The 21,293-nt window shown below is 71.3% G+C and carries 21 protein-coding genes; 17 read left to right on the top strand and 4 right to left on the bottom strand.

The features are described from left to right. From FF041_RS12750 to era, 15 genes are all read left to right on the top strand, one after another. On the top strand, window positions 1-269 hold a 269-nt coding region (locus tag FF041_RS12750), incomplete at its 5' end, for an HIT domain-containing protein (protein ID WP_153522943.1). Between the two features lie 11 nt (window positions 270-280). Continuing rightward, window positions 281-1,189 carry a ribonuclease Z gene (locus tag FF041_RS12755; RefSeq protein WP_153522944.1) on the top strand — a complete coding sequence of 303 codons (909 nt, stop codon included), beginning with the start codon at window positions 281-283 and terminating at the stop codon, window positions 1,187-1,189. A gap of 14 nt (window positions 1,190-1,203) precedes the next feature. Continuing rightward, a complete protein-coding gene (locus tag FF041_RS12760; RefSeq protein ID WP_323391813.1) occupies window positions 1,204-2,211 on the top strand; it encodes an adenosine deaminase in 1,008 nt (335 codons plus the stop codon). A 187-nt stretch (window positions 2,212-2,398) separates the two neighbouring features. Next, complete coding sequence (locus tag FF041_RS12765) at window positions 2,399-3,697, top strand: enolase C-terminal domain-like protein (RefSeq protein WP_153522946.1); 1,299 nt, start codon at window positions 2,399-2,401, stop codon at window positions 3,695-3,697. 298 nt (window positions 3,698-3,995) lie between these two features. Beyond that, entirely contained in the window at window positions 3,996-5,123 is a 1,128-nt protein-coding gene (locus FF041_RS12770; protein ID WP_398699268.1) for a carbohydrate kinase family protein, read from the top strand. A gap of 255 nt (window positions 5,124-5,378) precedes the next feature. After that, a complete protein-coding gene (locus tag FF041_RS12775; protein WP_153522948.1) occupies window positions 5,379-6,500 on the top strand; it encodes a PhoH family protein in 1,122 nt (373 codons plus the stop codon). 15 nt (window positions 6,501-6,515) lie between these two features. Then, on the top strand, window positions 6,516-7,013 hold the full coding sequence (gene ybeY / locus FF041_RS12780) for an rRNA maturation RNase YbeY (protein ID WP_153522949.1): 498 nt from the start codon (window positions 6,516-6,518) through the stop codon (window positions 7,011-7,013). Continuing rightward, window positions 7,010-8,308 carry a hemolysin family protein gene (locus FF041_RS12785; RefSeq protein WP_153481842.1) on the top strand — a complete coding sequence of 433 codons (1,299 nt, stop codon included), beginning with the start codon at window positions 7,010-7,012 and terminating at the stop codon, window positions 8,306-8,308. The genes ybeY and FF041_RS12785 overlap by 4 nt, the downstream gene beginning before the upstream one ends. Continuing rightward, window positions 8,305-8,658: an MmcQ/YjbR family DNA-binding protein gene (locus FF041_RS12790; protein ID WP_153481843.1), complete on the top strand. Its 354-nt coding sequence runs from the start codon at window positions 8,305-8,307 to the stop codon at window positions 8,656-8,658. Before FF041_RS12785 ends, FF041_RS12790 begins: the two co-directional genes overlap by 4 nt. A gap of 108 nt (window positions 8,659-8,766) precedes the next feature. Continuing rightward, entirely contained in the window at window positions 8,767-8,937 is a 171-nt protein-coding gene (locus FF041_RS12795) for a hypothetical protein (protein WP_153522950.1), read from the top strand. Window positions 8,938-8,979: 42 nt separating this feature from the next. Further along, window positions 8,980-9,342, top strand: coding sequence for a cytidine/deoxycytidylate deaminase family protein (locus FF041_RS12800; protein WP_153481845.1), 363 nt, complete (start codon window positions 8,980-8,982; stop codon window positions 9,340-9,342). A 468-nt stretch (window positions 9,343-9,810) separates the two neighbouring features. Continuing rightward, window positions 9,811-10,290: a hypothetical protein gene (locus tag FF041_RS12805; RefSeq protein WP_153522951.1), complete on the top strand. Its 480-nt coding sequence runs from the start codon at window positions 9,811-9,813 to the stop codon at window positions 10,288-10,290. A 230-nt stretch (window positions 10,291-10,520) separates the two neighbouring features. Next, on the top strand, window positions 10,521-11,885 hold the full coding sequence (locus FF041_RS12810; RefSeq protein ID WP_153522952.1) for a beta-xylosidase: 1,365 nt from the start codon (window positions 10,521-10,523) through the stop codon (window positions 11,883-11,885). Window positions 11,886-11,981: 96 nt separating this feature from the next. After that, entirely contained in the window at window positions 11,982-12,959 is a 978-nt protein-coding gene (locus FF041_RS12815; protein ID WP_153522953.1) for a WxL protein peptidoglycan domain-containing protein, read from the top strand. 126 nt (window positions 12,960-13,085) lie between these two features. After that, the gene (era, locus tag FF041_RS12820) at window positions 13,086-14,039 is read left to right on the top strand and encodes a GTPase Era (protein WP_398699277.1); all 954 of its coding nucleotides are present in this window, start codon (window positions 13,086-13,088) and stop codon (window positions 14,037-14,039) included. A 37-nt stretch (window positions 14,040-14,076) separates the two neighbouring features. Here era and FF041_RS12825 read toward each other — a convergent pair whose 3' ends face one another. Beyond that, on the bottom strand, window positions 14,077-14,343 hold the full coding sequence (locus FF041_RS12825; protein WP_153522955.1) for a protealysin inhibitor emfourin: 267 nt from the start codon (window positions 14,341-14,343) through the stop codon (window positions 14,077-14,079). Between the two features lie 86 nt (window positions 14,344-14,429). Further along, a complete protein-coding gene (locus FF041_RS12830; RefSeq protein ID WP_153522956.1) occupies window positions 14,430-15,506 on the bottom strand; it encodes a M4 family metallopeptidase in 1,077 nt (358 codons plus the stop codon). Window positions 15,507-15,833: 327 nt separating this feature from the next. Between FF041_RS12830 and leuA the strand changes: the two genes are divergently transcribed. Next, window positions 15,834-17,594 (top strand): 2-isopropylmalate synthase, encoded by a 1,761-nt coding sequence (leuA, locus tag FF041_RS12835; RefSeq protein WP_153522957.1) that lies wholly within the window; start codon window positions 15,834-15,836, stop codon window positions 17,592-17,594. Between the two features lie 249 nt (window positions 17,595-17,843). Beyond that, window positions 17,844-18,539, top strand: coding sequence for a tellurite resistance TerB family protein (locus tag FF041_RS12840; protein ID WP_323391814.1), 696 nt, complete (start codon window positions 17,844-17,846; stop codon window positions 18,537-18,539). Between the two features lie 113 nt (window positions 18,540-18,652). On the opposite strand, the gene FF041_RS12845 is transcribed toward FF041_RS12840, so the two are convergent. Further along, window positions 18,653-20,110 (bottom strand): S28 family serine protease, encoded by a 1,458-nt coding sequence (locus FF041_RS12845; protein WP_153522958.1) that lies wholly within the window; start codon window positions 20,108-20,110, stop codon window positions 18,653-18,655. A 157-nt stretch (window positions 20,111-20,267) separates the two neighbouring features. Continuing rightward, a partial coding sequence (locus FF041_RS12850; protein WP_228388174.1) for an alpha/beta hydrolase family protein occupies window positions 20,268-21,293 on the bottom strand: 1,026 nt, incomplete at its 5' end.

Below are 21,293 nucleotides of genomic sequence, written 5' to 3' on the forward strand. Positions count from 1 at the left end.
TGGCCTTCCGCGACATCAACCCCCAGGCCCCCACCCACGTCCTGGTCATCCCCAAGGTCCACTACCCCGACGCCGCCTCCCTCGCCCTCGCCGAGCCCGCGCTCGCCGCCGAGCTGCTCCGTGAGGCGGGCGAGATCGCCGCGCAGGAGAAGACCGTCGAGCCGGGATACCGGATCGTCTTCAACACCGGCCCCGGCGCCGGACAGACCGTGTTCCACGCCCACGCGCACCTCCTCGGCGGCCGTGGCCTCGAATGGCCCCCCGGGTAGCGGGCACCGCCTTGTCCGTACGAGAGCTCGTCGTCCTCGGCACCGCCAGCCAGGTTCCCACCCGCCATCGCAACCACAATGGCTACCTTCTGCGCTGGGACGCCGAGGGCATTCTCTTCGACCCGGGCGAGGGCACCCAGCGCCAGATGCTGCGCGCCGGGGTCGCCGCCCATGACCTCAACCGGATCTGCGTCACCCACTTCCACGGCGACCACTCCCTCGGACTCGCCGGGGTGATCCAGCGCATCAACCTCGACCGGGTCCCGCACGAGATCTCCGCCCACTACCCGGCCGGCGGGCAGCGCTTCTTCGAACGGCTGCGGTACGCCACCGCCTACCGCGAGACCGTGCGACTGACCGAGGCCCCCGTCGCCGCCGACGGGGTGCTCGCCGAAACCCCCGCGTACACCCTCGAAGCGCGCAGACTCTCCCACCCCGTCGAGTCCTTCGGCTACCGGCTCGTCGAGCCGGACGGCCGCCGGATGCTTCCCGGCCTGCTCGCCGAGCGCGGCATCCGGGGGCCCGACGTGGGCCGGCTCCAGCGCGAGGGCGAACTCCGCGGCGTCACCCTGGACGAGGTCAGCGAGGTACGCCGGGGGCAGCGGTTCGCCTTCGTCATGGACACCCGGCTCTGCGACGGCGTCCACGCCCTCGCGGACGGCTGCGATCTGCTCGTCATCGAGTCCACCTTCCTGGACGAGGACGAACAGCTGGCCGTGGACCACGGCCATCTGACCGCGGGCCAGGCCGCCCGCGCGGCGCGCGACGCGGGCGTACGGCATCTGGTCCTCACCCATTTCTCGCAGCGCTACTCCGACCCCGGCGAATTCGGCCGCCAGGCCCGCGCCGCCGGGTTCACGGGCGAGCTGACCATCGCCTCCGACCTTCTGCGCGTCCCCCTCCCCAAACGTCACCCATGAGCGAAGCTGGACCCGTGCCACTCCCCAAAGCCGAACTGCACCTGCACATCGAGGGCACCCTGGAGCCCGAACTCGCCTTCGCGCTCGCCGCGCGGAACGGCGTGACACTGCCCTTCAAGGACACCGAAGAGCTGCGCCGCGCCTATGACTTCCGGGACCTCCAGTCGTTCCTCGACCTCTATTACGGGCTGATGGCCGTCCTGCGCACCGAGGACGACTTCGCCGAGCTCGCGGACGCCTATCTGACCCGCGCCGCCGCCCAGGGCGTACGCCACGCGGAGATCTTCTTCGATCCGCAGGCGCACACCGCCCGGGGCGTGCCCATCGGCACGGTGATCGAGGGCCTGGCCACCGCCCTGGACGCCGCCGAGCGTCGGCACGGCGTCTCCACCCGGCTGATCATGTGCTTTCTGCGGGACCAGTCCGCCGACTCCGCCCTGGAGACGCTCGAATCCGCCAAGCCCCATCTGCACCGGATCACCGCCGTGGGCCTGGACTCGGCGGAGGCCGGCAATCCGCCGTCGAAGTTCCGTGAGGTGTACGAGGCGGCTGCCGCGCTCGGTCTGCGCAAGGTCGCGCACGCGGGCGAGGAGGGTCCGGCCGCTTACGTCCGGGAGGCCCTGGACGTCCTCGGCGTGGAGCGCATCGACCACGGACTGCGCTGCATGGAGGACCCGGAGCTGGTCGAGCGGCTGGCCCGGGAGCGGGTGCCGCTGACGCTCTGTCCGCTGTCGAACCTCCGGCTGCGGGTGATCGACCTGCTGGAGGAGCACCCGCTGGCCCGGATGATGGACGCGGGCCTCTTCTGCACCGTCAACTCCGACGATCCGGCGTACTTCGGAGGCTATGTCGGGGACACCTTCCACGCGGTCCGCGAGGCGCTGGGGCTGAGCGAGGACCGGCTGCGGGAGCTGGCGCGGAACTCGTTCGAGGCGTCGTTCCTGGAGGACGACGAGGAGCGCAGGGCCCGGCTGATCGCCGAGGTCGACGCGTACGACTTCGGCGTGGAGCTCCAGGAGTAGAGGGCCTCCCACAGCTCCCACGGCTCATGACGGCGTCCCGCTCACTCCCGAGCGGGACGCCGTCTCCGTATCCCTGAGGGACAGGCGAGGTCCCGGCGGCACCCATTGACCGGCGACGGGCCGCCTACCTAGTCTCCATTCACGTATGTGCACGGTGTTCATTCCGGAGACCGGCAGGAGCCATGGCATGAGCCAGGATCTGACGATCGGCGAGATACGTCTGACCCCCGTCCTCACGGCGGACCCGCCCCTGCTCAACACCCAGGGCGTGCACCAGCCGTACACCCCCAGACTGATCGTCGAGGCGGTGACCGCCGGGGGGATCACCGGCGTCGGCGAGACCTACGGCGATACCGCCTACCTCCGTCTCGCCGCCCCGCTGGCGGTCGCTCTGCCCGGCCATCGGGTCAGCGATGTGAACGGACTGCACGATCTCGCCGCCCGCGTCTGCGGCCCGGCCCCCGAATCCGCGGTCTCCTCGTCCGTGGACGCGAGCGGTCTGCGCGGGGTGCGGACCGCCGAGAAGCTGCGGCTGTCGGTCGTCTCCGCCTTCGAGGTCGCCCTGCTCGACGCCTTCGGCAAGGCGCTCGGCCTGCCCGTGCACGCGCTGCTCGGCGGCAAGGTGCGCGACGCCGTCGAGTACAGCGGCTATCTCTTCTACCGCTGGGCCCGGCATCCGGACGGGGCGGGCGAGGATGACGGCTGGGAGGCGGCGCTCGACCCGGCCGGGATCGTCGCCCAGGCCCGGCGGCTGGCGCGCGAGCACGGCTTCCGCTCCTTCAAGCTCAAGGGCGGGGTCTTCCCGCCCGGCGAGGAGACGGCGGCGGTGCGCGCCCTCGCGGAGGCGTTCCCCGGCCGGCCGCTGAGGCTCGACCCCAACGGGGCCTGGACGGTGGAGACCTCGCTCCGGGTCGCCGACGAGATCGGCGGGCTGCTGGAGTATCTGGAGGACCCGGCCGGGACGGTGGACCGGATGGCGCGGGTCGCGGCGGCGACGGAGGTCCCGCTCGCCACCAACATGTGCGTGACGACCTTCGCGGAGATCCCCGAGGCGTTCGCCCGGCGGGCCGTGCGGGTGGTGCTCTCGGACCACCACTACTGGGGCGGGCCGCGCAACACCCGGGAGCTGGCCGCGATCTGCCGGATTCACGGCGTGGGGCTCTCCATGCACTCCAACACCCACCTCGGGATCAGTCTCGCCGCGATGAACCAGGTGGCGGCCGTCGTGCCCAATCTGGACCACGCCTGTGACACCCACTACCCCTGGCAGACCGAGGACGTGATCACCGAGCGGCTCGCCTTCGACGGCGGATCGCTCACGGTGAGCGACCGGCCGGGGCTCGGGGTGGAGCTGGACCGGGAGCGGCTGGCCGCGCTGCACCGGCGCTGGCTGGCCGACGACGGCGCGCTGCGGGACCGCGACGACGCCCGGGCGATGCGCCGGGCCGATCCCGGGTGGCGTACGCAGCCGGTCCCGCGCTGGTGAGAGGCTCCGCCGGTCTCGGGTGAGGGCTGCCGCCGGTTCCGGGTGGCGTACGCCGCCGGCACTGGGTGAGGGTTGCCGCCGGTCCCGGGTGAGAGACACCGTCGGTCCCGGGTGAGGGACGCCGCCCACGCGCCCACGGCGCCGCCCACGCCCGAGCCCATGGCACCGCCCGCCCCCGCACCCACGGCCCCAGCTGCCCCTTCCCGCGGACTTGCTGAAGTATGGATGGAGACCGGGCTGTCCGCCCCCGGCTTTGGCAGACTGGGGCCATCGGATCACGCACACAGGAGCGGCGACTGTGAGCATTCGGCATAGCACCCACCACGGCCCACCGGCGACCGGCCACCATGCCTACTGCCTGGATCCCCTCGCCCGGCTGCGCACCCCCGCCGATCCCCTCTGCGACGTGTATCTCACCGGTACCGTCTTCCTGGACATCATCTTCACCGGCCTCGACTCCGCCCCCGTCCGGGGCACCGAGTCCTGGGCCCGGGGGATGGGGTCGAGCCCCGGCGGGGTCGCCAACATGGCCACCGCGCTCGCCCGGCTCGGACTGCGCACCTCGCTCGCCGCCGCCTTCGGGGACGACCATTACGGGGACTACTGCCGGGACGCCCTCGAACAGGGCGAGGGCATCGATCTCGCCCGCTCGCGCACGGTGCCCGGCTGGCACTCCCCGGTCACCGTCTCGATGGCGTACGAGGGGGAGCGCACGATGATCTCCCACGGACACGAGGCCCCGCCGCCGGAGTCGGCCCTCCGCCGCCCGCCGTCCGCGCGCGCGGCCGTCGCCTCCCTCACCCCCGGCCGGCGGGACGAGTGGATCGGCCAGTGTGCCCGCGCGGGCACCAGGATCTTCGCCGACGTCGGCTGGGACGAGACGGGCCGCTGGGACCCGGCCGACCTCGCCGATCTGGAGCATTGCGAGGCGTTTCTGCCCAATGCGGAGGAGGCGATGCGCTACACCCGCACCCGGTGCCCGCTGGCCGCCGCCCACGCCCTCGCCGACCGGGTGCCGATGGCCGTGGTCACGCTCGGCTCCGAAGGGGCGTACGCCGTGGACGGCTCGACCGGGGAGAGCGCGCAGGTGCCCGCCATCGCGGTGGAGGCGCTCGATCCGACCGGGGCGGGCGATGTGTTCGTGGCCGGGTTCGTCGCCGGGACCCTGGCCGAGTGGCCGCTGGCCGACCGGCTCGCCTTCGCCGGGCTGACCGCCGCGCTCTCGGTGCAGGAGTTCGGCGGCTCGCTCTCCGCGCCCGGCTGGCTGGAGATCGCGGCCTGGTGGCAGCAGGTCCAGAGCCTCGGCGGCCAGACCACGGCCGCGCTGCGGCGGTACGCCTTCCTCGACCAGCTGCTGCCCGCCCCGGCCAGGCCCTGGCCGCTGCGCCGGGCCGTGCCCACCATCGGCTTCCGCAGCCCGGCGTAGCACCCGGCGGCGATCCGGCGGCGACCCCGGCGTAACGTCCGGCGGCGATCCGGCGGCGACCCGGCGTAGCGCCCGGGGGTCGCCGCCGCGGCACCCGACCCCGACGCCGACCCCGCCGCGCGCATAGCACGCCGGTGGCGATCGCCGAAAAGCCCTCGGTCGTTGTCGGTGTCGCGTCGTACGCTGGACGTCGAGAGGTTGTCGAGCAGCGAGAACCCCGCACCGGGAGGTATGCGCAGGCCTCAGTGCCGGCCCATGACTCAGACACCCACAGCCCAGACCCCGCCCCAGCGCCCCCCGTCCGCGGGGGAAGCCTCAGCGCCGGGGCAGGCGCGAGCCGAGTTCGCCGTTCCCGCCAAGCACCCCATGGTGACGGTCCTCGGTTCCGGTGACGCCCTGCTCCGCGTCATCGAGAAGGCCTTCCCGGCGGCCGATATCCATGTCCGGGGCAATCGGATCAGCGCGGCCGGAGACCCGGCGGAAGTCGCGCTCGTCCAGCGCCTGTTCGACGAGATGATGCTCGTGCTCCGCACCGGGCAGCCGATGACGGAGGACGCAGTGGAACGCTCGATCGCGATGCTCCGGGCGAGCGAGAACGGCGGCGGGGACGGTCCCGAGACCCCCGCCGAAGTGCTCACCCAGAACATTCTGTCCAGCCGCGGCCGGACCATCCGCCCCAAGACGCTCAACCAGAAGCGCTATGTCGACGCGATCGACAAGCACACCATCGTGTTCGGCATCGGCCCCGCGGGCACCGGCAAGACCTATCTCGCGATGGCCAAGGCGGTCCAGGCGCTCCAGTCCAAGCAGGTCAACCGGATCATCCTGACCCGGCCTGCCGTCGAGGCGGGAGAGCGGCTCGGCTTCCTCCCCGGCACTCTCTACGAGAAGATCGACCCCTATCTGCGCCCGCTCTACGACGCGCTGCACGACATGCTCGACCCCGACTCCATCCCGCGGCTGATGGCCGCGGGCACCATCGAGGTCGCGCCCCTGGCGTATATGCGCGGCCGGACGCTCAATGACGCGTTCATCATTCTCGACGAGGCGCAGAACACCAGCGCCGAGCAGATGAAGATGTTCCTCACCAGGCTCGGCTTCGACTCGAAGATCGTCGTCACCGGAGATGTCACCCAGGTCGACCTCCCCAACGGCACCAAGAGCGGTCTGCGCCAGGTCCAGGACATCCTGGAGGGCGTCGAGGACGTCCACTTCTCGCGGCTGACCTCTCACGACGTCGTCCGGCACAAGCTCGTCGGCCGTATTGTCGACGCGTACGAGAAGTACGACGGGCTCGACGGCGGCCTGCCCGGCAGCCGTGACGGCGGCCACAGCGGCGGCCGTAAGGGGCACGGCAGCGGCGGGCACGGGAAGTAGCGGAAACAGCACATCATGTCGATCGACGTCAACAACGAGTCCGGAACCGAGGTCGACGAACGGGCGATCCTCGACGTGGCCCGCTATGCGCTCGCCCGGATGCGCATCCATCCGCTCTCCGAGCTCTCGGTGATCGTGGTGGACGCGGAGGCCATGGAGCAGCTCCACATCCAGTGGATGGATCTGCCCGGACCCACCGATGTCATGTCCTTCCCGATGGACGAGCTCCGTCCGCCGGTCAAGGACGACGAGGAGCCCCCGCAGGGGCTCCTCGGCGACATCGTGCTCTGCCCCGAGGTCGCTGCCAAGCAGGGCGAAGAGGCCCCGACCGGGCATTCCATGGACGAGGAGCTCCAGCTGCTGACCGTCCACGGCGTGCTCCATCTGCTGGGGTACGACCATGAGGAGCCGGACGAGAAGGCCGAGATGTTCGGCCTCCAGGCGGCGATCGTCGATGGCTGGCGGGCGGAGAAGGGCCTCACCGGTCCCTCCCCGGCGCCGACCGTCTCATGAGCGCCCCCCTGGTCTTCGGGGCGGTTCTGCTCGTCGTCGTCGCCTGGCTGGCGGCGTGCGCGGAGGCGGGCATCGCCCGGGTCTCCGGCTTCCGGGCCGCCGAGGCCGTCCGCTCCGGGCGGCGCGGCGCGGCCCGGCTGGCGCAGGTCGCCGCCGACCCCACCCGCTATCTCAATGTCGCCCTGCTGGTGCGGGTGGCCTGTGAGATGGCGGCGGGGGTCCTGGTCACCTACGCCTGCCTCCAGGAGTTCCCCGAGACCTGGGAGGCCCTGACCGTCGCCATCGCGGTGATGGTGCTGGTCTCCTATGTCGCGGTGGGCGTCTCCCCGCGCACCATCGGCCGTCAGCACCCGCTGAACACGGCCACCGCGGCGGCCTATGTGCTGCTGCCGCTGGCCAGGATCATGGGGCCCATTCCCCAGCTGCTGATCCTGATCGGCAATGCGCTCACCCCCGGCAAGGGCTTCCGCAAGGGCCCCTTCGCGAGCGAGGCGGAGCTGCGGGCGCTGGTGGACCTCGCCGAGCAGGAGTCGCTGATCGAGGACGACGAGCGCCGGATGGTGCACTCCGTCTTCGAGCTCGGCGACACCCTGGTGCGCGAAGTGATGGTGCCGCGCACGGACCTGGTCTGCATCGAGCGGTACAAGACCGTCCGCCAGGCGCTCACCCTCGCCCTGCGCTCCGGCTTCTCCCGCATCCCCGTCACCGGGGAGAACGAGGACGACGTCGTCGGCGTCGTCTACCTCAAGGACCTGGTGCGCAAGACCCATGTGAACCGTGACGCGGAGACCGATCTGGTCTCCACGGCCATGCGGCCCGCGGTCTTCGTGCCCGACACCAAGAACGCCGGGGATCTGCTGCGCGAGATGCAGCAGAAGCGCAACCACGTCGCCGTCGTCATCGACGAGTACGGCGGCACGGCGGGCATCGTCACCATCGAGGACATCCTCGAAGAGATCGTCGGCGAGATCACCGACGAGTACGACCGTGAGCTGCCCCCGGTCGAGGAGCTCGGCGAGAGCCGTTACCGCGTCACCGCCCGGCTCGACATCGGCGATCTGGGCGAGCTCTACGGCCTGGACGAGCTGGACGACGAGGATGTGGAGACGGTCGGCGGACTGCTGGCGAAGGCGCTCGGCAGGGTGCCCATCGCGGGCGCGAGCGCCGTCGTCGATCTGCCGGACGGACGGGCGCTGCGGCTGACCGCGGAGTCGGCGGCGGGCCGCCGGAACAGAATCGTCACCGTGCTCGCCGAGCCGGTCGAGGGCGCTTCGAAGGGGGAGCCGGGGATATGAAGGCGCATCAGCTGAAGGCGTTCTGTCTGGAATTCAATGACGCGGTCGAGGAATTCCCGTTCGGTCCGGAGACTTCCGTCTTCAAAGTCGCGGGCAAGATGTTCGCGCTGAGCGCGCTCGACGGAAAGCCTCTGACGGTCAATCTGAAATGCGACCCGGACATCGCGGAGCGGCTGCGCGCCGATCACCCTGAGATCGTCCCCGGCTGGCATATGAATAAGCGCCACTGGAACACGGTGACGGTGGAAGCCCTGCCCGACCAGCAGGTGCGAGAGCTGATCGAGGACTCGTACGACCTGGTGGTGGCGGGTCTCCCCAAGGATGTACGGCTCCGTCTCGACCGCCCCTGAGCCGGGACTCCGGCCGATAGCCCGGTGCGGGACACGGGTATTCTCGGCCGGTCCGCCGAGGGGAAGTCTCCCCGCTCGGCTATTCAGGTTCCAGGGAGTATCACTTTCATGCGTACCCGCACGCGTCGCGGCGCAGCCGCCGTTCTCGCCGTATCCGCGCTCTGTCTCACCGCGGCGGCCTGCGGGGAATCCGGCGGTTCCGAAGGCTCCGGGAACAAGGGCTTCGGCGACCTGGCCAAGCGCGCGGGCGACACATTCGTCGAGGCCGCCCGGGGCTGATCCGCCCGTGGTCCTGGCACCGTCCCGATCTATGCTCGGGGCATGACGCAGAGCACCGGCCCGGACGACCTCGCCCCCGAGGACCGCAAGATCATCACGCTGGCCCGCAGCGCCCGCGCCCGCAACGGAGTGCCCGAGGGCGCGGCCGTACGGGACGAGACCGGCCGCACCTATGTCGCGGGCACGGTCTCGCTGGAGTCGCTCAGCCTCAGCGCCCTGCGGACCGCCGTCGCGATGGCCGTCGCCAGCGGCGCCAAGTCCCTGGAGGCCGCGGCCGTGGTCTCCGCCGAGGACACCGTGCCGGACGCGGACCGCGCGGCCGTACGGGATCTGGGCGGGCCGTCCGCCCCGGTGCTGCTCGCCGGTCCGGACGGATCGCTGAAGTCGACGGTCGCCGCCGGCTGACGCCCTGGGGGCGGCCCGTGCCTCGCGCGGTCCGCCCCAAGAGGGTGCCCCCCCAAGTCGTGCGCCCCCCCAAAGCAGGCTGTCGCCCCCCGGCCATGCTGTCCCCCGGTCAGGCCGCCCCCACGCGCCCCGGCACGCTTAAGAATCAAGCGACCCTGTCTTGCAATCGTCGGCCGCGTGCGCATCAATGAACAGCAGTTCAACCGACGGACCGTCAGTTCCATTCCATCGGACGGCCCGGTCCGGGACCCGAGCCGCGGCCCCGTGCCGAGCCGGCCGTCTCCCTGTCCGCGTGGCGTGCGCACCCCGCCCGTGGAGCCCACCGATGGTCCATGCGCACCCTCTGACGCGACCTTCCGTGATCCGCCCGGCTCCCGGCCCGGCGCGGCGGCCCGTATGCCCCCGGGCCCGCTCGGCGTGCCCGCGGCGGCGCGGCGGTCGCACCGCGACCCCTGAAAGGGGAACCCCATGCGAGGCAGCAGACCACTGATCGGCACGGCCCTGACGGCGGGAGCGCTCGCCGCCGCCTCACTCGTCCTCGCCCCCGCCGCCGCGGCCGTCACCCCCGGGACGGCGCAGGCGTCCTACGACTGCGGCTCCTGGGGCGGCGGTACGGCGACCCTCACCGCGACCCAGAGCGGCACAGCGGCGACGATCACCATCAACTCGGCGGTGACGACGCCCCTCGCGGTCGGCGCGGACCAGATCAACGCGACGCTCACCCTGGCGAAGGCGGGCGGCGGCACGGTCAAGTTCACCGGCCGGAAGAATCCCCCGCTCCCGGCGGGCGGCGCGGTGAAGATCGGCCCCCTGAGCGGCGTCGTCGCCCCCGGCAACAGCCTCAACTCGTACTTCGCGGGGACCGCCCTGTCGATGAACGTCTTCGGCTTCCCGGTCGCCTGTGACGCGCTCACCTCGCAGACTCCGGGACCGTTCGTCTTCAGCTGAGGCGTCGGCTGAGACATCTGAGCCACCAGCAGCGCCATCCGCTCACCGGCCGGGCCATCCGCCCACCGGCCGGGCCGCCCTCCGCGACCCGGCCGGTCCGCGCGCCCAGGCCCAACCCCGATCTTGACAGCATCTGATGGGTCATCAGTCAACGCGTTTCGGCTCCATTGACTTCTTATCGCCCCCGCCCGTCAATGACCGCCCCGCACTCCTCCGAAGGGGGCATCTCCATGGCAACGGCCACCCGAGCACCAGCCGCCCGAAGACGAGCTGTCCGCCTCGGCCCCCGGCGATGGACCGCCGCGCTGGGCGCGGCCCTGCTCATCGCCGGTACGGCGGTCCTGTCCGCGCCCGCGAGCGCCCTGGCCACCGCGGGGACCGCGGTCGACTTCGCCACCCGCTGCGTACCGCCCGCCGTCTCCGGCCTGCCGCCGATCAACGGCACGACCACCGCCCGGATCACCGTCGACGACACCACGCCCCAGGTCGGCGACACCGTCACCGTGACCTACAGCGTGACCAAGCCCGCCGCGAGCAACCCGGTCGACCTGGCGCTGCCCGCCGACATCATGACCCCCTCCGGCAAGGTCCGGCTCGGCGGCGCGCAGAGCGGCGCGGTCACGGTCACCGGGCCGAAGGAGAACCCGCCCGTACCCGGCAAGGGAGAGTTCCCGCCGTTCTCGATGACCGGCACGTTCAAGGTCACCGCGCCCGGCTCGATCACCCTCTCGCCCGGCGACTACAACATCCACACCAGCTACCTCATGGAGCTGGACACCCCCTGCACGGTCAGCAGTCCGCCCGCCCCCGTCTCCGAGACCATCACCGCGAGCGGTCAGCCGGGCGCCAACGAACGCGCCATCACGCTCGCCGCCGCCTCCGGGAAGCCCGGTGAGCGGGTCACCGTCACCGGAGGCAAGTTCACCCCGCTCACCGAGGTCACCCTCGCCGGACGCGCCGGGGCGGCCGAGACCGCCGACCGGATGACCTTCACCTCCGACGCGGCCGGCGACTTCACCGCCCGCTTCAAGGTCAACGACAAGGCGACCACGGGGATCGTCGCCTACGAGGGCGCTTCCTGGTCGGCGGAGAAGGGCGCGGGCCCCGCCGCGTACACCGTCGCGGACGACACCCCGCTGCCCAAGGACAGTCAGAAGATCAACGCGTCCGTGACCGCCGGGACCCTCTCCATGACCCAGGAGGGGGACACCGTCCAGCTCTCCTCCGTCGACTTCGGCAAGGGCGGCGGAGCCGACGGCGATCTGCGGACGGTGACCGTCAAGGACTTCCGCGGCGGCCCCGCGGGCTGGTCCCTCACCGGCAAGGTCACCGCCTTCACCGGCCCCGGCGGCGCGGCCATCGACGCGGACCGGCTGCACTGGGACCCCGAGTGCCGGACCAAGGAGGGCAGCCCCAGCACCTGCGAGCCCGGTTCCGCGGGGCCGGTCGGCGGCGAGGGCGCGACACTCGCCGCCACGCCTGACGGCGCGCTCACCGGAGGACAGTTCACCGTGGACGCGGAGCTCTCGCTGAAGGTTCCGGCGTTCACGCCTCCGGGCGCGTACTCCGGTGTGCTCACCCTCACGCTCACCTGACCGCTCACCTGACCGTTCACCCGACCTCTCACCCGACCGCCCGGCGGGCCGGGCGCGCACCCGCCCGTCCCGCCCGTACCCCGGGGGTCCGCACCCATGCCCCAGCCCGCCCGGTACGCCGCCCTCCCCGCCCCGGCCCTCGCCCTGATCCTCGCGCTGCTCACAGCACTCGCCCCGGCCCCCGCCGCCAGCGCCGCCGACAACGGCGAGTGGTCCGTCTTCCCCGCCGCCTCCGAGCTGGGCGGCAGGCCGTACTTCTATCTCTCCGCCGACCCCGGCCGGACCATCGCCGACCGGGTCACGGTCGCCAACCGGACCGCCGCCCCGCTGACCTTCCGGCTGTACGCGGCCGACGCCTACAACACCGCCCGCGACGGGGGTTTCGCCGTACGCTCCCGGTCCGAGCGACAGCGCGGCGTCGGCCGCTGGATCACACCGGAACGCGACCGGGTCACGGTCCCCGCGCGCGGCTCGGTCACCGTGCCGTACACCCTCACCGTCCCCGAGGGGGCCGAGCCGGGCGACCACGCCGGGGCGCTGGTCGCGCTCGACGAGCGGATCGGCCCGGCGAAGGGCCGGGTCGCCATGGGCGTCCAGCGGGCCGTGGGGGCCCGCGTCTATCTCCGCGTGAACGGACCCACCGTCCCCGCCATCTCCGTCGAGCGTCTGCGGATCACCCAGAGCCGCCCCCTGGTGCCCGGCACGGGCGAGAGCAGCGCACTGATCTCGTACACGCTCCACAACCGGGGCAATGTGACCCTGAACCCCAAAGTCGCGCTCAAGGCCGAGGGGCTCTTCGGCCGTGATCTGCTCAGCCGCGATCTGAAGAGGCTCCCCGCCGAGCTGCTGCCGCGCCAGAAGATCCGTCTCACCGAGCGCTGGGCGGGCTCGCCCCAGCTCGACTGGGGCGAGGTGCGACTGACCGCGAGCGCCCGGGACACCCGGGAGACGGCGGGCGTCTCCTTTCTCGCCCTGCCGTGGCTGGTGGCCGTGGTGCTGCTCGTCATGCTTCTCGCCGGGGGCGCCGCCCTGCGCTTCCGCAGGCACCGCACCGCGCCCCCGCACCCCCTCTGACATGCGCCTCCGCCCGCCGGAAGCCCGCCGGAAGCCTGCCGGAACCCCGCCGCCGCGCCCGCCGGAAGCCTCTTCGCGAGCCCGCGGGCGCACCGGTGGGCACGGGCCCGCCCGGCATCAGGGACAATGGGCGGCATGAGCGTTCGTACCCAGACCTCCGAGCCCGCCGCCCACCGGTCGGGCTTCGCCTGCTTCGTAGGCCGCCCCAACGCGGGCAAGTCCACCCTCACGAACGCTCTCGTCGGCCAGAAGGTGGCGATCACCTCCAACCGGCCGCAGACGACGCGGCACTCCGTGCGGGGCATCGTGCACCGCCCCGAGGCGCAGCTGATCCTGGTAGACACCCCCGGACTGCACAAGCCGCGCACCCTGCTCGGCGAGCGGCTCAACGACGTGGTGCGCACCACGTGGGCCGAGGTCGATGTCATCGGCTTCTGCCTGCCCGCCGATCAGAAGCTCGGCCCCGGCGACCGCTTCATCGTCAAGGAGCTGGCGGGGATCAAGAAGACCCCCAAGGTCGCGATCATCACCAAGACCGACCTGGTGGACTCCAAGACCCTCGCGGAGCAGCTGATCGCGGTGGACCAGCTGGCCCAGGAGCTGGGCTTCGAGTGGGCCCAGATCGTCCCGGTCTCGGTGGTCGGCGACAAGCAGGTCGGGCTGGTCGCCGATCTGCTGATCCCGCTGCTGCCGGAGGGCCCCCCGCTTTACCCGGAGGGCGATCTCACGGACGAGCCGGAGCAGGTCATGGTGGCCGAGCTGATCCGTGAGGCCGCGCTGGAAGGCGTACGGGACGAGCTGCCGCACTCGATCGCGGTGGTGGTCGAGGAGATGCTGCCCCGCACGGACCGCCCCGCCGACAAGCCCCTCCTGGACATTCACGCCAATGTCTACATCGAGCGCTCCAGCCAGAAGGGGATCATCATCGGCCCCAAGGGCAAGCGTCTGAAGGAGGTCGGGACGAAGTCCCGGAAGCACATCGAGGCGCTTCTCGGCACGCCTGTCTTCCTCGATCTGCATGTGAAGGTCGCCAAGGACTGGCAGCGTGACCCGAAGCAGCTCCGGAAGCTCGGCTTCTAGACGGCCCGCTAGGCCACTCGGATCACCGCCCGGTCCGTCACGCGCCTTCCTTCAGCACGCGGTAGATCAGCTCACGCTGCTCGTCGGTGAGCCGGGGGTCGGCGCAGTGCACCGTCCGCCCGTCCACCGTGATCTCGTAGCTGAAGCCGTCCGGCACGCCCGCCCGCGGGGTCTCGGGCCCGGCGGCCGTGGCCCGCTCGGCCAGGGCCTTCCAGACTCCGGCGTCCTCCCGGTCCGTGGTCTCCACCTCGGCGTACCGCTCGATGCCGGCGAAGCCGCCCGTCCGTCTCACCTGGATGCGCATGGTTCCTGTCTAGTACGGATCGGTCCGGGGCGGTACCCGGCAACCCGGACCGCCCCGTTCCGCCGTTCAGTGGACGCGGACGGTTCTCAGTCGGTGCGGACCTTGACCGTGTCCCATGCCTTCCGCACCGCCTGGAGCTCCTCGCCGTCGCCGTAGCGGGCCTTGGCCGCCGCGATCGTCAGCTTGGCGAACTCCGAGAAGTTGGCGTCCTCGGGCACATCCCCGCCGGTCAGGGTGTCGAACCAGATCTGCCCGGCCCGTTCCCATGACTTCCCGCCCAGCTCGACGGCGAGCAGATAGAAGGCGTGGTTGGGGATGCCGGAGTTGATGTGCACCCCTCCATTGTCCCGTCCGGTGCGGACATAGCCGTCCATCGTGGCGGGCTGCGGGTCCTTGCCGAGCACATCGTCGTCGTACGCCGTCCCCGGCGCCTTCATGCTCCGCAGCGCCACGCCCGTGACCCGGGGGGCCAGCAGTCCCGCGCCGATCAGCCAGTCGGCGTCGGCGGCGTCCTGGCCGAGGGTGTACTGCTTGACCAGCGAGCCGATCACGTCCGACACGGACTCGTTGAGCGCCCCCGGCTGGCTGAAGTAGCTGAGATTCGCCGTGTACTGGGTCAGCCCGTGCGCCAGCTCGTGGGCGATGACGTCGACGGGAATGGAGAAGTCCAGGAAGATCTCGCCGTCGCCGTCGCCGAAGACCATCTGCTGGCCGTCCCAGAAGGCGTTCCCGTACTCCCGGTCGTAGTGGACGCTCGCGATCAGCGGCAGCCCCTCGCCGTCGAGCGAGCTGCGGCCGTACGTCTTCAGCAGCAGCTCGAAGGTCGCGCCGAGGCCCGCGTACACCCGATTGACGGTCGCGTCCTGGCCGGGGGCGTCGCCCTCGCCGCGGACCTTCCGGCCGGGCAGCCGGGTGCGGTTCTCGCAGTCGTAGATGGTGCGGTCCGGCTGGTCCGTCGCCTCGGTGCCGCGCGGCGGGGCGGCCGTGTCGGGGGCCGGCCCCGCGACGCTGTTCAGCCGTCGCCGGGTGCGCTGTGCGGCGTCCGCCTCCAGGGTGCGGCGGGCGGCGAGGGCGATGACAGGGTCCCCGGAACGGGCCAGCTTGTCGAGGACATGCGGCGGGATGATCGTGCAGAACGTGGGAGTGGGATGAGAGTTCGCCATGCCCGCAATGTGGCATTGAGTCACGCCGCTGTCACTAGTTGCCAGCGTGATTAGTGAAATGGAGTGAAGTATCGTGATTGGCTGAAAACGATAAGGTGTCCCGCATGGTGATACAGGGGGCCCGTTCCCCGCGCTCCTCGGTTACGCTTCCGCACATCATGCGTTTCGGGCTGCTTCTTCTTAGCTGCCGCGGCGAGGGCCTGTAGTCGTAGGCCGACCCCCTCCCCGCGGGACCCGGTGCTGTCGCGACCCAGTCGGCCTCCCCCCTAGCCCAGCGGGCGTGGGAGGTGACCCAGACCGATCAGGTTCCCGAGGAGCTCTCCGCATATGTCTGATATTTCTGTTGGCCGGTCCACGCCCGTCACCAACGCGACGCACACCCAGAAGCCGTCCGGGATGCCGGTGCACAAGTACCGCCCGTACGACGCCGTCGACATCGCCGACCGCACCTGGCCGGACAGCCGGATCACCCAGGCCCCGCGCTGGCTCTCCACCGATCTGCGCGACGGCAACCAGGCCCTGATCGACCCGATGTCCCCCGCCCGCAAGCGGGAGATGTTCGATCTGCTGGTCCGGATGGGCTACAAGGAGATCGAGGTCGGCTTCCCCTCCTCCGGCGAGACCGACTTCGCGTTCGTCCGCTCCATCATCGAAGAGGGCGCGATCCCCGAGGATGTGACGATCTCCGTACTGACCCAGGCGCGCGAGGAGCTGATCGAGCGGACCGTCGAGTCCCTGCGCGGCGCGCACCGGGCCACCGTCCATCTCTACAACGCCACCGCCCCCACCTTCCGCCGGGTCGTCTTCCGCGGCTCGAAGGAGCAGGTCAAGCAGATCGCCGTGGACGGCACCCGGCTGGTGATGGAGTACGCCGAGAAGATCCTGGGCCCGGAGACGATCTTCGGCTACCAGTACAGCCCGGAGATCTTCACCGACACCGAGCTGGACTTCGCCCTGGAGGTCTGCGAGGGCGTCATGGACGTGTGGCAGCCGGAGGCGGGCCGCGAGATCATCCTGAATCTGCCCGCCACGGTGGAGCGCTCCACCCCCTCCACCCACGCGGACCGCTTCGAGTGGATGAGCCGGAATCTCTCCCGCCGGGAGTTCGTCTGCCTCTCCGTCCACCCGCACAACGACCGGGGCACCGCCGTCGCCGCCGCCGAGCTGGCGATCATGGCGGGCGCGGACCGTATCGAGGGCTGTCTGTTCGGACAGGGCGAGCGGACCGGCAATGTCGACCTGGTGACCCTGGGCATGAACCTCTTCTCGCAGGGCGTCGACCCGCAGATCGACTTCTCGCAGATCGACGAGATCCGCCGCACCAGCGAGTACTGCAACCAGATGGAGATCCACCCCCGCCACCCCTACGCGGGCGATCTGGTCTACACCGCCTTCTCCGGCTCCCACCAGGACGCCATCAAGAAGGGCTTCGACGCGCTGGAGGCCGACGCCGCGGCGGCGGGCAGGACGGTCGACGACATCGAGTGGAACGTGCCGTATCTGCCCATCGACCCCAAGGACGTGGGCCGGTCCTACGAGGCGGTCATCCGGGTCAACTCGCAGTCCGGCAAGGGCGGCATCGCGTACGTCCTGAAGAACGACCACAAGCTCGACCTGCCGCGCCGGATGCAGATCGAGTTCTCCCGGATCATCCAGGCCAAGACCGGCAGCGAGGGCGGCGAGGTCACCCCGGCCGCGATCTGGTCCGTCTTCCAGGACGAGTATCTGCCCAACCCGGAGAACCCCTGGGGCCGGATCCAGCTGCGCTCCGGTCAGTCGACCACGGACACCGAGGGTGTCGACACCCTGGCCGTGGACGCGACCGTGGACGGCGTCGACACCGTGCTGACGGGCACCGGCAACGGACCGATCTCCGCCTTTTTCGCGGCGCTGAACGAGATCGGCGTGGACGCCCGGCTGCTGGACTACACCGAGCACACCATGAGCGAGGGCGCCTCCGCCCAGGCCGCCTCGTACATCGAGTGCGCGATCGACGGAAAGGTGCTGTGGGGCATCGGCATCGACGCCAACACCACCAGGGCCTCGCTGAAGGCCGTCGTCTCCGCCGTCAACCGCGCGGGTCGCTGAACCGGGTTCAATCCTCCGCCGCGCCTCCGGACGCCCGCCCGCATGGGCGGGACCCGGGGGCGCGGCCCCTTTTCGCCGGTGAGCAGGGGCTGTTGGGCAGGGCGGGGGCGGTGATTCGCCCGGAGATGCGCAGGGCGGGGAATCGGCCATGTCCTGGCGTACTGCCGTTAGAGTGCTGACGACACCCTTGCGGTGTGGCTAACATCACGTCAACGCGGGAATGTCACCGGAGCGTTACGGAGGTGCGCGGTGCGCGCAGACCGGGGAGTGTTTGGCCGAAAGCTGCTGGTCTGCGGCATTCATACCTCCTGGAACACAGTGGGCGACGGAGAGTTCTTCTGTCCCGACTGCGGAGGCGATCGCAATTACCGCCGCCGCACCGGCCGCCGCCGTTTCACCCTGCTCGGGATTCCGCTGATGCCGCGCGGAGTGGCCGGGCCCGTGGCCGAGTGCGCCGTCTGCCACAGCCACTTCGGCATGGACGTGCTGGACCACCCCACCACCGCCCGCTTCTCCGCGATGCTGCGCGACGCCGTGCACACGGTCGCCCTCGCGGTGCTCGCCTCCGGCGGGACCTCTTCCCGCTCGGTGCGGGAGACGGCCGTCGCCACCGTCCGCGCGGCCGGGCTCCATGACTGCACGGAGGACCAGCTCACCGGGCTGATCGAGGCGCTCGCCGCGGACACCGGCCGCTTCGTCACCGACGCCGGGCCCTATGGCGCGGCTCTCGCGATCGAGCTCCATGAGGCGCTGGAGCCGCTCGCGCCGCATCTGGTGCCCGCGGGCCGGGAGTCGATCCTCCTCCAGGGGGCGCGGATCGCGCTCGCGGACGGGCCCTACAGCCCGGCCGAGCGGGAGGTGCTGGCGACGGTGGGAGCCGCGCTCCAGCTCCAGCCCGCCGACACCGAACGCCTGCTGTCGACGGCCCACACCCCCTCGCCCTGAGCCCGGCGCTGTTGAGCCGCCGGGCCGGGCCCTGAGCGTGCCCCTGGAGCCCCCTGACCGCCCCGTGAGCCCCCAGGGCCCCCGGGACGGCCCCGACCCGCCCCTGAGCGCCGTCAGGGCCTGATCGGCCCGGCCGCCGGACGGTCCGCCCCACCCCGCTCCGGCCGGTCCAGCGTGCTGTCGTACGCCGCCAGCGGCCTCGCCTTCGACGGGTCCTTCCGTACGGCTGCGGGAGCCACCCCGGCCCAGGTCAGCACCTTGGCGGTGGCGAACGCCCGGTCCCGCCCGCCCAGATGCTCGATATGGGACCAGTGATCGCCCCGGGGCGCGGTCAGGACATGGCTGTCCTTCGCGCCCCTGCCGGGGCGGAACGGCTCGGCGGACCAGGGGTCCCACTCGCCGTTGACGAAGAGCATCCGGCTCGCGTGATCGCGGACCCAGCGGTCGACGTCCCGCACCGTCTCCTGCTTGAAGGTCATCGGGATGTCCCGGGGCACATAGGACCGGGGCGACTGATACGGGTGGCGGACCAGCCCCCGCAGATGCGCCGGGGTGCTGAGGCGGGGCATCCCGAGCTCGGTGCCCGCCTGGTAGTAGTAGGCGAAGTCGCCCAGCGCCTGATCCGCGTAGGCGGCCGGCGCCGAGAGCCGCCCGAGCGCCTCGTAGAGCTCCTGGTCGGTGAGGGACGGTGCGTCGGGCAGCTCGGCGCACGGCGTCCGCGCTCGCTGCCAGTGGCCCCAGGAGACATCGCGCACGGCGGCCTCGTACGCCTGGTCCAGGGAGCCGAAGGCGTCGAAGGTGAGCCCCTGCGCGGCGGCCTCCCCGGCGAGCCGGGCCGTCATCGCGTCCCGCCGGATCAGGGCCTCGCGCTCGATCGCCCGGAGCCTGCCACGGCACTCCTCGGTGCCGACCTGGGTGAAGAAGCGGTCGTAGGCGGAGTCCTCTGCGTTGTTCACGTCGTTGGGGGCGACATAGGCGACGACGGCGTCCATGTCCCGGGGGTGGAAGCGCTCGTAGTACGTGGCGGTCATGCCGCCCTTGGAGTTCCCGGTGGCGATCCACTTCCTGGGGTAGATCTTCTTCAGCGTGGTGAAGAGGCGGTGCTGGTCGTCGGCGGCCTGCCGGATGGTCAGCTTGGACCAGTCGGCCGGCTCCGGCCGCGACGATCCGAAGTACCGGTGCTCCAGGTCGACTTCATTGCCGTCGATAATCCGGGTGGGCTCGGTCCGGCCCGGATAGGTCCCCAGCTCATAGCCGGAAGTGTGGAAGACGGTGGGACGGCTGGTGCTCTTGTGCAGCAGGGTGAACCGCTGCTCGAAGACGGCCCCGCCGGGGTCGCGGTGGTCGACGGGCTGGGTATAGCCCAGGGTGAAGAACCGGTGGCCCTCGGAGGGCTCCTCCGAGATCAGCCGCATGCCCGGGATCGCGAGCAGCCGGTCCCTGATGTCGGCCTCGGCCCCCCGCGCGGCCGTGGCGGGGGCGGCGGGCGCTGCGGCGGTGACCGCCCCGGCCGCCGACACCGTGCCCATCAGCAGGGCGAGCGATATGAACCCGGTGAGCGTCTTGCGCATGCGTTCTCCTCACGGTGGATCTCCGCATGTACGGACTCCGGAGTACGCGGGGGAGTTGAGCGGACAACCGGAGAAGCTCCGGACACGGCGCGGGGCCCGCCCGAACCATCGGACAGGCCCCGCTCCTGCTCAGGGACTCACAGGATCCCGCTCATCCTCAGGGAGCCATCGGCGGAAGCATCCGCTCCCGCTGCGCGTCCCTGTTGTCGAGCCTGGCGTTGTACGCGGCCAGCGGCTTCGCCTTCGACGCGTCCTTGAGCACGGACGCGGGCGCGACCCCGGCCCACTTCTGGACCTTGGCGGTGGCCAGCGCCTGCTCCTTCTTCGACAGCATCGAGATGTCGGCCCCGTGGTTCATCTTGGGGGCGACCAGGACATGGCTGTCCTTCGCGCCCTTGCCGAGGCGGAACGGCTTGGCCCCCCACGGGTCCCACTGGCCGTTGACGAAGAGCATCCGGTTCGCCTTGTCCTGGACCCAGCGGTCCACATCCGCCATCGCCTTCGGCTTGAAGGTCATGGGGATGTCCCGGGGCACATACGAGCGCGGCGGCAGATCGCCGTAGCGGGCCAGGTCCTTGAGGTGCGACGGCACATCGAGCACCGGGGCGCCCAGCTCGGTGCCCGCCTGGTAGTAGTACGGCACGAAGTCCTCAAGGCCCTGGTCGCTCGCCCCGGCGAGGGAGCTCAGCTCATTGAGGGCGGCGAACAGCTTCCGGTGGGAGAGCTTCGACGGATCGGCGGGGATCGCGTCGCACTGCTCGGTGCCGGAGTACTGCCAGAAGACCCAGGGCAGCCCGAGGACCGCGGCCTCGTACGCCTTCTCCAGAGAGCCGACGCTGTCGAAGGTCCACCCGTTCTCGGCGACCTGCCGGGTGAGCAGCCGCTCCATCGGGGCACGCCGGACCAGGCCCTCGCGCTGCATGCCCTTGAGCAGGTCGCGGCACTTCTTGGTGCCGACCTTCTCGAAGAAGCGGTTGTACGCGGAGTCGTCCGCGTTGTCCGCCTCGTTGGGGGCGACGTAGGCGACGACGCCGTCCATGTCCTTGGGGTGGAAGCGCTCGTAGTAGGTCGCGGTCATGCCGCCCTTGGAGGCGCCCGTGGAGATCCACTTCTTGGTGTAGATCTTCTTCAGCGCGGTGAAGAGGCGGTGCTGGTCGTCGGCGGCCTGCCGGATGGTCAGCTT

Source organism: Streptomyces jumonjinensis, from assembly GCF_009600885.1.
GTDB classification, from domain to species: domain Bacteria; phylum Actinomycetota; class Actinomycetes; order Streptomycetales; family Streptomycetaceae; genus Streptomyces; species Streptomyces jumonjinensis.

Coding starts and splice junctions, on each gene's coding strand:
- FF041_RS12830 (WP_153522956.1), bottom strand. CDS start 15,506: ATGGCGAACTCTCATCCCACTCCCACGTTCTGCACGATCATCCCGCCG.
- ybeY (WP_153522949.1), top strand. CDS start 6,516: ATGTCGATCGACGTCAACAACGAGTCCGGAACCGAGGTCGACGAACGG.
- FF041_RS12775 (WP_153522948.1), top strand. CDS start 5,379: ATGACTCAGACACCCACAGCCCAGACCCCGCCCCAGCGCCCCCCGTCC.
- FF041_RS12790 (WP_153481843.1), top strand. CDS start 8,305: ATGAAGGCGCATCAGCTGAAGGCGTTCTGTCTGGAATTCAATGACGCG.
- leuA (WP_153522957.1), top strand. CDS start 15,834: ATGTCTGATATTTCTGTTGGCCGGTCCACGCCCGTCACCAACGCGACG.
- FF041_RS12825 (WP_153522955.1), bottom strand. CDS start 14,343: ATGCGCATCCAGGTGAGACGGACGGGCGGCTTCGCCGGCATCGAGCGG.
- FF041_RS12785 (WP_153481842.1), top strand. CDS start 7,010: ATGAGCGCCCCCCTGGTCTTCGGGGCGGTTCTGCTCGTCGTCGTCGCC.
- FF041_RS12805 (WP_153522951.1), top strand. CDS start 9,811: ATGCGAGGCAGCAGACCACTGATCGGCACGGCCCTGACGGCGGGAGCG.
- FF041_RS12765 (WP_153522946.1), top strand. CDS start 2,399: ATGAGCCAGGATCTGACGATCGGCGAGATACGTCTGACCCCCGTCCTC.
- era (WP_398699277.1), top strand. CDS start 13,086: ATGGGCGGCATGAGCGTTCGTACCCAGACCTCCGAGCCCGCCGCCCAC.
- FF041_RS12845 (WP_153522958.1), bottom strand. CDS start 20,110: ATGCGCAAGACGCTCACCGGGTTCATATCGCTCGCCCTGCTGATGGGC.
- FF041_RS12800 (WP_153481845.1), top strand. CDS start 8,980: ATGACGCAGAGCACCGGCCCGGACGACCTCGCCCCCGAGGACCGCAAG.
- FF041_RS12795 (WP_153522950.1), top strand. CDS start 8,767: ATGCGTACCCGCACGCGTCGCGGCGCAGCCGCCGTTCTCGCCGTATCC.
- FF041_RS12815 (WP_153522953.1), top strand. CDS start 11,982: ATGCCCCAGCCCGCCCGGTACGCCGCCCTCCCCGCCCCGGCCCTCGCC.
- FF041_RS12810 (WP_153522952.1), top strand. CDS start 10,521: ATGGCAACGGCCACCCGAGCACCAGCCGCCCGAAGACGAGCTGTCCGC.